A 13,858-nucleotide genomic window follows, 5' to 3' on the forward strand; every position below is an offset into this window, starting at 1 on the left:
CCCTGGGGCCTGTCCGACAGTTCCCGTCTGCCGCGCGACGCCCTGCAGGCTTCCCCGGGCCCTCGGGCAGGGGTAACCCCACTCACCGCACCGGCCCCCGGCCCGAGTACGTCCCGTACGAGGGCCGGGAGCCGGCACTCCGCCAGGCTCTTCGAGCAGGGGGGACCCCCAGAGCACGCGCCTGACGCCACGCGGCCGTCCTCCGGGCGACGACGCGAATGGACGGACAGGCCCTAGCGTGGGGGCATGACTTCTGTTGACGTGCGCGAGACGAGGGACCCCGAACTGCCCGGTCGGTTGCTGGCCGTGGAGCGGGACGCGCTGGTCCCGTTGCTGCGGGCGCGGCCGGAGGCGGACTTCGCGCTGCCGGTCGCCGCGTGTCCGGGATGGACGGTGCGGGACGTGCTCGCGCACTGTTCCGCCGCGCTGATCCGGGTGGTGGAGGGGCGGTTCGAGCGGGGCGTGTTCTCGCCCGAGTCCAACGACCGGGACATCGCCGAGCGGGCCGACTGGCCGCACGCGCGCGTGGTGGACGAGCTGGAGCGCGGGATGAGCGAGGCGGGCCCGGTGATCGCGGCGGGCGACGGCCTCCTGGACGTGATCGCGCTCGGTGAGTGGGTGCACGCGGGCGATGTGCGTGAGACGTTCGGCGAGCCGGGCGCGTACGCCGGCGCGGGGCTCGCGTACGCGCTGCCGCTGCTGGCCCGGGTCAGCCGGGAGAGGGGCGGCCGCCTGCCGGTGCACGCCGATCTGGACGACCTGGACGAGCCGCTGCGCCTCGGCGACGTGAGCGGCGAGCGGACCCCGGCCCGCTACATCGGCGACGCCGCGACCCTCGTCCGGCTGTACTCGGGGCGGCCGCTGCCGGCGGACGGGTACGAGCTGGCGGGCGCCGAGGCGGGGGAGCTGAACATCTTCGGCTGAACCTCTCGGCCGGCATGTTCGGCCGGACCGGTTCCCCCCGCGGGGACCTCCTCGGCGTACCCTGATATTGGACTAGACCTGTCAGCCCCAGGGGAAACCGAGGAAAGGGGTCCCATGAGCATGCGTGCAGTCCTGGAGGTGATCGCCCTCGACGTCGAGGACGCGGTCGCCGCCCAGGCCGGAGGCGCGGACCGCCTCGAGCTGGTCACCGACATGGCGGCCGACGGGCTGACCCCGTCGGCCGGGACCGTGGCCGGGATCCGCGCCGCCGTCGACATCCCGCTGCGCGTGATGGTGCGGCTCGCGGACGGCTTCGCCGCGGGCGGCGCCGCGGGCGTGGACAGGCTTGCCGGGGTCGTCGGCGAACTGCGGGAGGCGGGGGCCGAGGAGTTCGTCCTCGGGTTCCTCGACGCGGACGGCACGGCGGACCTCGCGGCCGTGGAGCGGGTGGTGGACGCGCTCGACGGCTGCCGGTGGACCTTCCACCGGGCCATCGACCGGGCCGCCGACCGCGACGCCCTGCGCAAGCAGCTGGACGGCCTGCCGGGCCTGGACACCTACCTCACGGCCGGTGCGGCCGGCGGCGTCGACGAGGGGCTGCCCACGCTGCTCGCCGAGGCGGCGCGCAGCGGGGAGCCCGGCTACGAGCCGCAGATCATGGTCGGCGGCGGACTGCGCCTGGACCATGTGGCGGCGCTGCGCACGGCCGGCATCGACGCCTTCCACATCGGCGGCGCGGCCCGCCCCACCGGCTGGACCGGCCCGGTCTCCACGGCCTCGGTCGCCCAGTGGCGCGCCGTCCTGAACGGCGAGACGGTCCACACGCTGGCCGTCTGAGGGCGCCCCGCACGCGGGAGAACGGCCGGGGCCACGCGCCCCGGCCCAGCGCGCCCCCGAGGGCGCCTGCCTCAGGCCAGCTGAGGCGGCAGCGGCGCCGTGTGGGTGATGACCAGGCCCGAGACCGCTCGGGTCAGGGAGACGTACAGGCGGCGCAGGCCGGTGCGTTCGTCGGGTTCGCCGTCGACCACGGCCTGCGGCTCGTCCAGGACCACGTAGTCGTACTCCAGGCCCTTGGCGAGCGAGGCCGGGACCAGGGTGAGGCGGGTCTCGGCCGTCGTCTCCTCGCCGGGCGCCAGATACGGCAGCCCCGCCGCCGTCAGCGCCTCGGCGAGCGCGGGCACGCGGGCGTCGGCGGCGATCAGGCCGGTCGAGCCCTCGTTGCGCAGCAGTTCCCCGCACGCCGCCACCACGTCCGCGTCGCCCTCGCCCGTCCGGACCTCGAAGAAGCCGGGGTTCTCGCGGACCGAGGCGACCGGGGTCAGGTTCGGGGCGATGTGCGGCAGCAGCCGGGAGGCGTAGGCGATCACGTCCGTGGGGACGCGGAAACCGGCGGTCAGCTCCTCGATGATCCCCTCGGACTTGCCCAGGTGCGCCAGCGCCTCCTCCCACGTCCGGGTCGCCCACGGCGTGGTGCCCTGCGCGAGGTCGCCCAGCACGGTCGCCGAACCGGTGGTGCAGCGCCGCCCGACCGCCCGGTACTGCATGGGGGAGAGGTCCTGCGCCTCGTCCAGCACCACGTGCCCGAGCGAGTGCGTGCGCTCGACCAGGTCGGCGGCCTCGTCGATCAGCACCGCGTCCGCCGCCGACCACCTGGCCGACTTCACCGACCGCACCGGCTTGGCCCACAGGATCGTCTTGCGCTCGTCCTCGGTGAGGACGCCCTCGGAATGCGCGGCGAGGAAGTCCGCGTCGGACAGCAGCCGCAGCACCAGCTTGGCCGGGTCGACCGGCGGCCAGATCGCCTTGACGGCCGCCTTCACCGCCGTGTTGCGGGCGACCGCGTCCTGCACCCGGTCGTCCGGGGCCTCCCCGGCCCGCTCCATCTGCACCAGCACCGCGTGCGCGATGCGCTGCGGCAGGGCCTCGCGCGCCGCGCCGTAGCGAATGCCCCGGTCCAGCAACTCCCGGACGATCTCCTCCAGTTCGTACGCCGGCACCCGCCAGCGGCGGGAGCCGCGCACCACCACGACCGGTTCGGCCGGCAGCGTCACGTGCGCGTACACCGCCCGCCGCAGCACCTCGGCCATCCGCGCGTCGCCCTTGACGACGGCCGCCGCCGCGTCGTCGGCCCCGCGCACCTCCACGTGCGCGACCAGGTCGTCCACGGTCGCCTGCTGCACGGTCAGCTCGCCGAGCGCCGGGAGCACCTGCTCGATGTAGTGCAGGAAGGACTTGTTCGGCCCGATGACGAGGGTGCCCGTACGGGCCAGGCGGTCGCGGTGCGCGTACAGCAGATAGGCGACGCGGTGCAGGCCGACGGCGGTCTTCCCGGTGCCGGGGCCGCCCTGCACGCAGACGGTGCCGGACAGGCCGGAGCGGACGATCTCGTCCTGCTCGGGCTGGATGGTCGCCACGATGTCCCGCATCGGACCGACGCGCGGGCGCTCGATCTCCTGCTGGAGCAGCTTGCTGGTGGCGGCGGTCTCGGCCGGGTCGGACAGGTGCTCGTCCTCGTACGCGGTCAGCTCGCCGCCGGTGTAGCCGAAACGGCGGCGCAGCCCGACGTCCATCGGGTTCTTCCTGGACGCCCGGTAGAACGGCTGTGAGACCGGTGCACGCCAGTCGATGACCATGGGGTCGCCGTCCGCGTCGTGCACGTGCCGCCGCCCGATGTAGAAGCGTTCCCCGTCGGCTCCTTCCGCCTGGTCCGCGCCCGGGCTGTGCAGGTAGTCGAGGCGGCCGAAGAACAGCGGGGTGTCGCTGAGGTCGGCCAGCGCCTTGATCCGGTCGTCGATCTGGCGGGCCAGGACCTCGGCGTTGACCCAGTTCGCGGTGACGTCGCGGATGTCGAGGGACGCGACGTCCTCGCGCATGGCCCGCAGCGCGGCGCGGGAGGCGGCGAGGTGCGACCGCTCGCGGACCAGCGGGTTGTCGTCGACCGGTCCGGCTGCGGCCGGGGCGGGGGCGGGCGAGGCGTCGGCGGGCGTGGACAAGGAAGTGCCTCCGGGTACCTACGGGACTGACGGCGGGGCCGGGCGCGGCGGCGCCGTACGGCTGCGGGATCTGCCGCCCGGTTTCCGTCCGGACGGCGGCGCTCCGCGAGGGAGGCGGGCAAGAGCGGAGATTCTAGGTCGTCGGGAGGGCGGAGGCCAACCGTTTTACGACGGCCCGCGCACCGCACCCCGTGCCCCCACGGCCGACCGCGGCCCGACCCCGCACCGGCCCCCGGCCGCGCGGGCCCCTAGGGCCTGTCTGATAATTCCCGTCGTCGCCCGAAGGGCGGCCGCGCGGCGTCAGGTGCGTGCTCTCGGGGTGCCGGGCGCAGGCCCTCGTACTGGACGTACTCGGGTCTGCGCCCGGTGCCGCGAGAGTGCGTGCATGGCGTCGCGAGGCAGACGGGAATTGTCAGACAGTCCCTAGGGGTCGTCACCCATCCGGCGCAAGGGGTGCGGTCCCTCCAGAGGGGTACGCGGACGGCGATGAGGTCGGCTCCGCGGGGGACGCCCGCCTCAAGTCCCCGGACCACCATTGAGTCATGAGCGCAGCAACCATGAGCGCAGCAGGAATCCATCCGGCACCCCCTGCCCGCCCGGCCGGCGCCACGGCCGTCCGGGGCAGCCACCACCACCGCCTCGGCGACGCCCTGCGCGCCGTGAAGGTGTTCGCGGGCGCCGCCTTCGACGTGATCATCCTCGGCGAGTACGGCGAGGAGGCGGGCGTACGGCACAAATGACCGACTAGGGTCGCCCCGTGACGAAACGGACGGTGGCACTCCGGTCGCATCCCGCGACGCCCTACGTCCTCCTGGCCGTCTCCTTGCTCGCCCTGGGAACCCTGTTCGCGGTCCTCAGGGTGCCGATGCCCGACGCGGTGGTCTACCGCGCCGAGGGCGCGTCCGTCCTGCACGGCCGCGACCTGTACGGCTTCACCATCACCGAGGGCCGGCTCCCGGCGACGTACCCGCCGTTCGCGGCGCTGCTGTTCGTGCCGGCCGCGCTGCTGCCCGTACCGACGGCGAAGCTGGCGTTCTGCGCGGTCAACGCGCTGCTCCTGGCCTGGCTGGTCCGGCTCTCCTTCCGCCTCGCGGGCCGGGCGGCGGACCTGCCCCTCGTCTGCGCGGGCACGGCGCTCGCGCTCTGGCTCGAACCGGTCTTCCAGACCTTCGGCTACGGCCAGATCAACCTCGCCCTGGCCTGCCTCGTCCTGTGGGACCTGACCCGGCCGCCGGGCGCGCGCGGCCGGGGCGCGGCCATCGGCATCGCCACCGGCGTCAAGCTCACCCCGGGACTCTTCCTGATCTACCTGCTGCTGCGCGGGCGCGGCAGGGAGGCGGCGACGGCGACGGCCGCGTTCGCCGGGACCGTCGCCCTGGGCGCCCTGGTCCTGCCCGCGGCGAGCGTCGAGTACTGGACCCGCCTCTTCTTCCGCACCGACCGGGTCGGCAAGACCTGGATCATCGACGACCAGTCCCTCCAGGGCCTGGTCGCCCGCGTCCTGCACGACCCGTCACCCGGCCTCGCCTGGCTGCTGTCCGCGCCGGCGGTCGCCGTGACCGGCCTGTGGCTGGCCCGCCGCGCCCCGCTCGACCGGTGGGGCGTTCTGCTGACCGCCCTCACCGCCCTGCTCGTCTCCCCGATCAGCTGGTCCCACCACTGGGTGTGGTGCGTGCCGCTGATCGTCGTGCTCCTGGCGGAGGGCCGCCGGGCCTGGGCCGCCGTGGCGCTGGTCTGCTTCGCCGCCCGCACGATGTGGCTGGTCCCCCGGGCCGGCGACCGCGACCTCCACCTCGCCTGGTGGCAGCAGCCCCTGGCCTCCCCCTATCCCCTGTTCGCGCTGGCCATGCTGGCGGGGGCGGCGTGGGAGCGGCGGGGGCGGCGGGCGGAGCGGGCCCCGGTCAGGCTTCCTCTGCCAGCAACTCGTCCGCGTCCATGATCCGGTAGGCATAGCCCTGTTCGGCCAGGAAGCGCTGGCGGTGGGCGGCGAAGTCCTGGTCGATGGTGTCGCGGGCGACCACCGAGTAGAAGTGCGCCTGGTGGCCGTCGGCCTTGGGGCGCAGCACGCGGCCGAGGCGCTGGGCCTCCTCCTGGCGGGAGCCGAAGGTGCCCGAGACCTGGACGGCGACGGTGGCCTCCGGCAGGTCGATGGAGAAGTTGGCGACCTTGGAGACCACGAGGACGTTGATCTCGCCCTCCCGGAAGGCGTCGAACAGCTTCTCGCGCTGGGCGTTGGACGTCTCGCCCTTGATGACGGGGGCGTTCAGGTGCTCGCCGAGTTCGTCGAGCTGGTCGATGTACTGGCCGATGACGAGGATCTGCTGCCCCGCGAAGCGGCGCACGATCGCCTCGGTGACCTTCCGCTTGGTCGCGGTGGTCGCACAGAAGCGGTACTTCTCCTCGGTCTCGGCGGTGGCGTAGGCGAGGCGCTCGGAGTCGGTGAGGTTGACCCGGACCTCGACGCAGTCGGCGGGCGCGATGTAGCCCTGCGCCTCGATCTCCTTCCACGGCGCGTCGAACCGCTTCGGCCCGATCAGCGAGAACACGTCGGACTCGCGGCCGTCCTCGCGGACCAGGGTCGCGGTCAGGCCGAGCCGGCGGCGGGCCTGGAGGTCGGCGGTGAACTTGAAGACCGGCGCGGGCAGCAGGTGCACCTCGTCGTAGACGATCAGGCCCCAGTCACGGGAGTCGAACAGCTCCAGGTGCGGGTAGACGCCCTTGCGGCGGGTGGTGAGCACCTGGTACGTGGCGATGGTGACCGGGCGGATCTCCTTCTTCGTGCCGCTGTACTCGCCGATCTCGTCCTCGGTCAGCGAGGTCCGCTTCACCAGCTCGTGCTTCCACTGCCGGGCGGAGACGGTGTTCGTCACCAGGATCAGGGTGGTGGACTTCGCCTGCGCCATCGAGCCCGCGCCGACCAGCGTCTTGCCCGCGCCGCAGGGCAGCACGACGACGCCGCTGCCGCCGTGCCAGAAGTTCTCCACGGCCTGCTTCTGGTACGGCCGGAGCTTCCAGCCGTCCTCGCGCAGGTCGATCGGGTGCGCCTCGCCGTCCACGTAACCGGCCAGGTCCTCGGCCGGCCAGCCGAGCTTCAGCAGCGTCTGCTTGATCTGCCCGCGCTCGGAGGGGTGCACGGCCACGGTGTCCGGGTCGATGCGCGCGCCGACCAGCGGGGCGACCCGCTTGGACTTCAGCACCTCCTCCAGCACCGGCCGGTCGGTGGTGGTGAGCACCAGACCGTGCGCGGGGTGCTTGGAGAGGGTGAGGCGGCCGTAGCGGTCCATCGTCTCGGCGATGTCCACGAGCAGCGCGTGCGGCACCGGGTAGCGGCTGTACTGGACGAGCGCGTCCACGACCTGCTCGGCGTCGTGCCCGGCGGCCCGCGCGTTCCACAGCCCGAGCGGCGTCACCCGATAGGTGTGGATGTGCTCGGGCGCCCGCTCCAGCTCGGCGAACGGCGCGATGGCACGACGGCAGTCGTCGGCCTGCTCGTGGTCGACTTCGAGCAGGAGGGTTTTGTCTGACTGGACGATGAGCGGACCATTCACGCGCGGCACCCTTTCCGTTCGGCCGCACCACACGGCCAATCGTCCAGTGTGCCCTACCGGCGCCCGCTCACGACGGGTCCGCGGCGGCTTCCTCCGCGAGCTCCGCCACACCCGTGATCCGGTGCAGAGGATAGGTGCGGACCTCGTCGGCGGTGTGGTCGTACGCCGTCACGAAGCCGCCCTCGACGCGGATCGGGGCGATGACGCGCTGGCTGGCCGCGCCGTCGGCGTTGACGTAGCCGATCCACAGGGCCTCGCCGGTGAGCACGGCGGCCTGCACGGTGGCCAGGGTCTCGGCCGCGCTGGTGCGGGGCGGCTCGCCGTCGGCCGCCGGGTCCGCGGCGGCCGGTCTGCGCGGGGCGGTGGCGGCCAGGTCGCCCGCCCGGATCGCACGGATCGCCGCCGACAGCAGAGGGATGTCCGGGGCGGGCGGGCCGTCCGGGACCGGCTCGGGCGCGGTGCGCGGCGGGGTGCGGTGGGAGTCGGCGCGGGCGATCACCACGTCGCCCGCGGCGGACTCGGCGGCCGGTGCGTACCCCATCGCGCGCAGCCCCTCCAGCAGCGCGCCCGGGTCGGCCTGCGCGGCCAGCACGGTCGGCGCGAGGCGGCGCAGCCCGAGGCCGGCGGACCGCTTGTCGGCGAGGATCTCGTTGAGCAGCGCGTCGTCGTCGCAGCGCACGTACGCCGAGGCCGCGCCCACCCGCAGATGCCCGTGCTTGCGGGCCACGTCGTCGATCAGGTACGCCAGCGGCTGCGGCACCGGGGTGCGGGAGTGCTCGGTGAGGAAGGCGTGCAGGTCGGCGGCGCTGCGGCCGGCGTCCAGGGCACGGCGTACGGAGGCGGGGGTGAAGCGGTAGACGGTCGCGCCGCCCTTGGACTCGACGTTCGCGAGGACGCCCAGCATGTCGGCCAGCGGGCGGCGCAGCGGGCCGGGCGCCACCGCCGTCAGATCCGCCTGGAGCAGCACGTGGTCCAGCGGCTCGGGCAGCAGCGGGGCGAGCAGCCGGGCGGCGGCGGCCGTGGCGGTGGCCTGCTCGGCGGGGGAGAGGGGAGCAAGCGAGGGCGTCGGGGCGTGCGGGGGCTCGGCGGTGGGGTGGTGCGGGTGGTGCTTGTGGACGGGGAGCTTGTCGCCCGGCCCGGCGCCCGGCAGACCGTCGGGCACGTGCCGACCCGCGTCCGTGCCGGAAGCCGTGCCCGTACGGGCACCCGCGCCCGCGCCCGCACCGGAGTCCGCGTCCGGGGCCGGTCCGGCGGCGGTTGCTCCCGCCCCCGCCCCCAGCAGTGCCCGTCCGTGCGCGGACAACGCGCCGCGGCCGGTGACGCCGAGGAGTTCCGCCTCGGACAGCGTCCAGCGGGCCAGCCGGGTGCGCAGATCGTGGTCGCCCGTCCGCTGCGGCCCGCGCAGGGGCCTCTCCCAGCGCAGCCGGGCCTGCACCGACTCGGCGTCCGGCGCGGCGCCCTCGGGCAGAGAGGCCAACAGGGCCAGCACCCGGTGCCGCACCTCCGGTGCGGCCGACCGGTCCAGGCCCGGGCCGAGTGCGGACAGCGTGCGGTCCTTGGCGTCCCGGTCGCCGACCACCCCCGGCGTACGGGTGGCTGTGAGCCAGGCCTGCGCCAGCCGCGCCCAGCGGTCCGCCGGGGGCAGCTCCCGCCACTCGTCGTACGCCGGGGTCGCCGCGTACCGCTCGTCCACCTCGCCGTCGGAGGCGAGCAGTCCGGCCGCGTACGCCAGCTCCACCCAGAACGCGGCCACCGGCTCGGGCACGTCCAGGGCGACGGCGGTGCGCTTGAGGTCGCGGACGCTGAGGCCGCCCGCGCGCAGCACGTGCGGCCCGCCCTCGTCCCAGTCCTTCAGCAGCTCCTCGACGGTGGCGAGCGCGGTGTACGCCTGCCCGGCCGCCGTCATGTCCACCACCCGCGCGGTGTGCGTGGCGCTCGCCGTGACGGCGGGCGGCACCGGCTCGGGCGCGTGGTGCGCGCGGCCGGCCCGCAGATGGAGGGCGACCTCGCGGGGCAGGACGACGGTGCCGGGCGCGGTGGGCAGCAGCAGTCCCCGGTCGAGCAGCAGCCGCAGCCGGGGCGCCGGATCGGCGGTGACCTGCCCGTACGGCGGCCCCCACACCAGGCGGTCGAGCACCTCCAGGGAGTCGGCCGGCACGTCGGCGAGGAGTGCGGACATCCGCTCGCGGTCGGTGAACAGGGCGGTGAGGGAGGCGACGGCGGAGACCGAGTCGTGGGTGGAGGGCAGTCCGGCGGCGGCCACGATCTCCTGGATACGGCCCGGTGACATGCCCGCGGTGGCCTCCTGCACGGTCGGGCCGAGCCCGGTCGGCGAGGGGTGCTGCGGGGACGGCGCGAGCAGTTCGCGGGCGGTGCGCACCAGGCGCAGCCGGTCGTCCTCACCCCAGACCAGGGCCCGTTCGCGCAGGGCGCCGAGCGCGCGGGGCAGCGCGGCGGCGACCTCCGGGTCGCCGTCGTCCCCGGCCATCAGGCCGAGCAGTCCGCCGTAGGACGCCGGGTCGCCGGCCACCGCCAGCGCCTCCGCGGTCTGGAGCGCGAACCGGTCCAGCTGCTCCAGCGCGCGCACCACCGAGGCCCGGGTGCCGGCCCGGGTCGCGAGCTGGGTGAGGTCGGTCGGAACGGGCGTGACGAGGTCGGGGCGGGCGCGCAGCAGTGCCGCCAGCGAGGCGTCGTCGCGCTGACGAAGCGCCTCCGCCAGCGATCGGGGAGCCGCCGCCGCTTTCTCATCACCGCTCATCCGACCCACGGTAGCGGGTGGGAGGGTCCCCGGGACACGTCCGCGGAGGGCCCGGACCCACGCCCGGAGCCGTGGATTCCGCCGAGCGGTCCGTCCACCGCCTGCTGCCCCGGAGGCGCCCGCGCGCACTCCCGCCGCCGCCCGCACCCACGGCGGGCGGGCGCGTCCCACCGGCGCGAGCGGGTGACGCCGAGCGGGGGGACCGCCGCGAAGGGGCGCGGGCACGCTCGGGCGCCGGCTCCGACGGTGGCGGCGCGGGGGCACCCGGACCCGTCGGTCGGGGCGGTGGCGGTCCGGAGGCACCCGGACGCACCGGTTCCGGGCGGTGACCGGGCGGGGGTTCGGGCGGTCACGGTGCGGGGCGCTTCGGGGGGTGGGCCGTACGCGGTAACGTCGTGCGCCGGGGTCATCGGCCAGCCGCCCCGGAGGGGTTCGTGGGGATCGAGAGCGACCAGGTCGTCTACGAGTATCTGAGCCGCGTCGGAGACGTGGCGCAGCAACAGCAGCTGCCCTCGGCCACCCGGATGCGCCTCGTCTCCGAGCTGCGCAACGAGATCGACCGGCGCCGGGCGAAGGCGGCCGTGGACAGTCCCGCGGCCGTGCGCCGCATCATCGACCGGCTGGGCAGCCCCGACGAGATCGTCGCGGCGGCGGGCGGCTCCGGTGCGGGCTCCGCCGGTCCGCCGGGGACGCGGGTCCCGGCCCCGGCCGTACCCGTGCAGCGGGAGCCGGAGGCCCCGGCGGCGAGGCCGAAGGAGGTGACGGAGTCCTCGGACGCGTCCGGGGCGGAACGCCCCGCCCGCACCCGGGGGCTGCGCCGGATCGTGCCCCGGCCGCGTCCCGAGCGGCCGGAAGCGGACCAGGCGGCCCCGCCGCCGTCCGCCGGCGGCGCCCTCCCCCCGCATCTGGCGACCGCCGACCAGCTCGGCAGCGCGGCGGACTGGTGGCGTACGGACGGCGGCAGCCCGTTCGGTATCGGTGACGACGTGCCCGGCTTCGTCGGCGGCGTGGAGATCGCCGACCTCCTCAAGGCCCCGCCGCCCCCGCAGCCCCCGAAGGCGGCGGAGCCGGCGCCCGCCGCCGAGGCTCCGGCGGCGGCGGCCGAACCGGCGCCGGCCGCCGCCCGCAGACGCTTCGGCCTGCTGCCGCCCCGCCGCGCAGCCGAGGCGAAGGCGGCGCGCGCCAGGTGGAGCAACCCGCTGCTCCTGCTCGCCGCCCTGCTGCTGGTCGCGGGCGCGGTGCTCGGCAACTGGTTCGCGCTGCTCCTCGGCTGGGTCATCGCCTACGGCTCGCGGCGGCTGACCCCGGCGGAGACCAAGTGGGCGGTCATGGGCATGCCCGGCCTGGCCCTCGCGGCGGGCTTCGCCTGGCTGTGGGGCCGTGACAACGGCCGCTGGGGCGACCCCATCGCCCAGGGCCACATGAACGACGCCATCACCCAGACCTGGCCCTGGGTGATCCGCACGGCGGCCGTCCTCTCGGCCCTGTTCCTCCTCTGGCGCTCGCAACGCCGCCGGTGACGACCGGGGACGCGCACCGCACCCTGGCCGCAGCATCCGCCCGGCCCCCACGGCACCGCGCGTCCGCCCGACCCCACGGCACCGGGGATCCGCCCGGCTCCACGGCACCGGGCATCCGGTGACCACCGGGGCGCGTGGTGCTCGGCCGAGGCGACGCGCACGGTCACGCGGGCCGGACGGCCGTCCGCCAGCGCGGTCGCCCGTGCCGGACGGGCAGCGACCGCGGGGGCGCGGCACCGGGCCCCCGCTCGGCACACCCGCACGAACCGACGTGTCGAACGGGTGGTGACGGCTGGGCCCGGCCGCGGTCGGGGGGCGGTCGCACGCGCCGGGCAGTCGGCGACCCGCCGGGGGCGTGTCCGCCGGCCCCCGGCCGAGACACCCGTACGCCGGTCCACCGCGGGGCGCCCGCGCGCCCCCGGCCGAGGCGTCCCACGGCCCCCGGCCGAGATACCCGTACGCCGGGCCGCCGAGTCCGCACCCGCGCGTCCCCATGCGCAGCACCCCACACACCCCCGGGCACCCCCGGCACCCCGCACCGTCCCCCCGACCGGCCCCCTCGGCACAATGGCGCGTATGACTTCTCGTGCGTTGACCGTCGGGTTCGATCTCGACATGACCCTCATCGACTCGCGTCCCGGCATCCGCGCCTGCTATCTGGCGCTGGCCGAGCGGACCGGGACGTACATCGACGCCGATCTGGCGGTCACCCGGCTGGGGCCGCCGCTCCACGAGGAGCTGGTCAACTGGTTCCCGGCCGAGCGCATCGAGGCCGTCGCCGACCTGTACCGCGCGATGTACCCGGAGTACGCCGTCGCCGCCACCCCCGCCCTCACCGGCGCCCGCGAGGCTGTCGAGGCGGTGCGGCGGGCCGGTGGCCGGTCGCTCGTCGTCACCGCCAAGCACGAGCCGAACGCCCGCCTCCACCTGGAGCACCTGAGCATCGCCCCGGACGCCGTCGTCGGCGGCCTGTGGGCCGAGCAGAAGGCCGAGGCGCTGCGCGCGCACGGCGCGCAGGTGTACGTCGGCGACCACGTGGGCGACGTACGCGGCGCCCGCGCGGCCGGCGCCCTTTCCGTCGCGGTCGCCACCGGCCCCTGCGACGAGAAGGAACTCCGTGCGGCCGGCGCCGATGTGGTCCTCTCGGATCTGACCGAGTTCCCGAATTGGTTTTCGGACTACGGTCAGGCCTTTTCGGCCGAAAAGACGGGCACGGCCTCCGACCGCCCCGCCTCCTACCCGGCTTCGCCCCGCGCCTGACGCCGCCCGGCGGCGATCGACCGCAGTACTCCGGCCCCGGCGATGAGGAAGCCGACGGCCATCAGCATGCTCAACCCGAACATGTAGGTCGGAAAAGGCTTCGCCCCGAGGAACAGCGGCGCCACCGTGACCATGGTGGCCACCGTGCCGAGGAAGAACACGATGGCGCCGGCACGGATCAGCCCGTCGCCCGGCGCGGCGGAATTCGGTTGGGTTTTGTCACGCACCGGACCAGGGTAGTTCCCAGCGCGAGGGAACAACCGGGCGACGTCTTGTCAGCCGCCCCAAGACCATTAGCCTGGTACCGGCGGGTCCGGGCGCGACCCGCCCGCGTGCTATCCAGAGCCGTTTCCAGAAGCAGTACCCCGACGAGTACGAGGACGAGGACAGACGTGCCTACCGGCAAGGTCAAGTGGTTCAACAGCGAGAAGGGCTTCGGCTTCCTCTCCCGCGACGACGGCGGCGACGTCTTCGTCCATTCCTCGGTCCTGCCCGCCGGAGTGGACACGCTCAAGCCGGGACAGCGAGTGGAGTTCGGCGTGGTCGCCGGACAGCGCGGCGACCAGGCCCTGTCGGTGACCCTGCTGGAGCCGACGCCGTCGGTGGCGGCGGCCCAGCGCAAGAAGCCGGACGAGCTGCTGCCCATCGTGCAGGACCTGACCTCCCTGCTGGACGACGTCGGCCAGACCCTCAACCGCGGCCGCTACCCCGACAAGGCCTACGGCAAGAAGGCCGCCACGCTGCTGCGCGCGGTCGCCGACCAGCTGGACGTGTAGCCGGGTCGCGGACCCGGAGCCCGGCCGCCGCGGCGGCCCGCGACGCCGTGCGGCGCCGCCCCCACACCGGGGGAGGCGC

Annotated in this window: 11 protein-coding genes; 7 read left to right on the forward strand and 4 right to left on the reverse strand. The window is 75.2% G+C overall.

The annotated features are described in order from the left end of the window. The first annotated feature begins 246 nt into the window (after positions 1 to 246). A complete protein-coding gene (locus AB0N63_RS04880) occupies positions 247 to 924 on the forward strand; it encodes a maleylpyruvate isomerase family mycothiol-dependent enzyme (RefSeq protein WP_365524122.1) in 678 nt (225 codons plus the stop codon). Positions 925 to 1,038: 114 nt separating this feature from the next. Beyond that, positions 1,039 to 1,761, forward strand: a complete 723-nt coding sequence (locus AB0N63_RS04885) for a copper homeostasis protein CutC (protein WP_365524125.1) — start codon at positions 1,039 to 1,041, stop codon at positions 1,759 to 1,761. A gap of 71 nt (positions 1,762 to 1,832) precedes the next feature. Here AB0N63_RS04885 and AB0N63_RS04890 read toward each other — a convergent pair whose 3' ends face one another. Then, a complete protein-coding gene (locus AB0N63_RS04890) occupies positions 1,833 to 3,797 on the reverse strand; it encodes a UvrD-helicase domain-containing protein (protein ID WP_365524758.1) in 1,965 nt (654 codons plus the stop codon). A 677-nt stretch (positions 3,798 to 4,474) separates the two neighbouring features. On the opposite strand from AB0N63_RS04890, the gene AB0N63_RS04895 reads away from it, so the two are divergent. Then, a complete protein-coding gene (locus AB0N63_RS04895) occupies positions 4,475 to 4,657 on the forward strand; it encodes a hypothetical protein (protein ID WP_365524761.1) in 183 nt (60 codons plus the stop codon). Between the two features lie 17 nt (positions 4,658 to 4,674). After that, entirely contained in the window at positions 4,675 to 5,856 is a 1,182-nt protein-coding gene (locus tag AB0N63_RS04900) for a glycosyltransferase 87 family protein (protein WP_365524127.1), read from the forward strand. Here the strand turns inward: AB0N63_RS04900 and AB0N63_RS04905 are convergent. Both AB0N63_RS04905 and AB0N63_RS04910 read right to left on the reverse strand, forming a co-directional pair. Next, positions 5,819 to 7,465, reverse strand: coding sequence for a DNA repair helicase XPB (locus AB0N63_RS04905; protein ID WP_365524129.1), 1,647 nt, complete (start codon positions 7,463 to 7,465; stop codon positions 5,819 to 5,821). The two genes, AB0N63_RS04900 and AB0N63_RS04905, sit on opposite strands and share 38 nt — an antisense overlap. A 67-nt stretch (positions 7,466 to 7,532) precedes the next feature. After that, positions 7,533 to 10,223 (reverse strand): helicase C-terminal domain-containing protein, encoded by a 2,691-nt coding sequence (locus AB0N63_RS04910; RefSeq protein WP_365524132.1) that lies wholly within the window; start codon positions 10,221 to 10,223, stop codon positions 7,533 to 7,535. A 434-nt stretch (positions 10,224 to 10,657) separates the two neighbouring features. On the opposite strand from AB0N63_RS04910, the gene AB0N63_RS04915 reads away from it, so the two are divergent. Both AB0N63_RS04915 and AB0N63_RS04920 read left to right on the forward strand, forming a co-directional pair. Continuing rightward, positions 10,658 to 11,743, forward strand: coding sequence for a hypothetical protein (locus tag AB0N63_RS04915; RefSeq protein WP_365524134.1), 1,086 nt, complete (start codon positions 10,658 to 10,660; stop codon positions 11,741 to 11,743). 576 nt (positions 11,744 to 12,319) lie between these two features. Then, the gene (locus AB0N63_RS04920) at positions 12,320 to 13,003 is read left to right on the forward strand and encodes an HAD family hydrolase (RefSeq protein WP_365524137.1); all 684 of its coding nucleotides are present in this window, start codon (positions 12,320 to 12,322) and stop codon (positions 13,001 to 13,003) included. On the opposite strand, the gene AB0N63_RS04925 is transcribed toward AB0N63_RS04920, so the two are convergent. Further along, on the reverse strand, positions 12,979 to 13,230 hold the full coding sequence (locus AB0N63_RS04925; RefSeq protein WP_365524140.1) for a hypothetical protein: 252 nt from the start codon (positions 13,228 to 13,230) through the stop codon (positions 12,979 to 12,981). The two genes, AB0N63_RS04920 and AB0N63_RS04925, sit on opposite strands and share 25 nt — an antisense overlap. 165 nt (positions 13,231 to 13,395) lie before the next feature. Here AB0N63_RS04925 and AB0N63_RS04930 point away from each other — a divergent pair, with 165 nt between their 5' ends. After that, on the forward strand, positions 13,396 to 13,779 hold the full coding sequence (locus AB0N63_RS04930) for a cold-shock protein (RefSeq protein ID WP_365524142.1): 384 nt from the start codon (positions 13,396 to 13,398) through the stop codon (positions 13,777 to 13,779). Positions 13,780 to 13,858 lie beyond the last annotated feature (79 nt).

Source organism: Streptomyces sp. NPDC093260 (genome assembly GCF_040683715.1).
GTDB classification, from domain to species: domain Bacteria; phylum Actinomycetota; class Actinomycetes; order Streptomycetales; family Streptomycetaceae; genus Streptomyces; species Streptomyces sennicomposti.

Coding starts and splice junctions, on each gene's coding strand:
- AB0N63_RS04910 (WP_365524132.1), bottom strand. CDS start 10,223: ATGAGCGGTGATGAGAAAGCGGCGGCGGCTCCCCGATCGCTGGCGGAG.
- AB0N63_RS04880 (WP_365524122.1), top strand. CDS start 247: ATGACTTCTGTTGACGTGCGCGAGACGAGGGACCCCGAACTGCCCGGT.
- AB0N63_RS04885 (WP_365524125.1), top strand. CDS start 1,039: ATGAGCATGCGTGCAGTCCTGGAGGTGATCGCCCTCGACGTCGAGGAC.
- AB0N63_RS04890 (WP_365524758.1), bottom strand. CDS start 3,797: ATGCGCGAGGACGTCGCGTCCCTCGACATCCGCGACGTCACCGCGAAC.
- AB0N63_RS04895 (WP_365524761.1), top strand. CDS start 4,475: ATGAGCGCAGCAGGAATCCATCCGGCACCCCCTGCCCGCCCGGCCGGC.
- AB0N63_RS04920 (WP_365524137.1), top strand. CDS start 12,320: ATGACTTCTCGTGCGTTGACCGTCGGGTTCGATCTCGACATGACCCTC.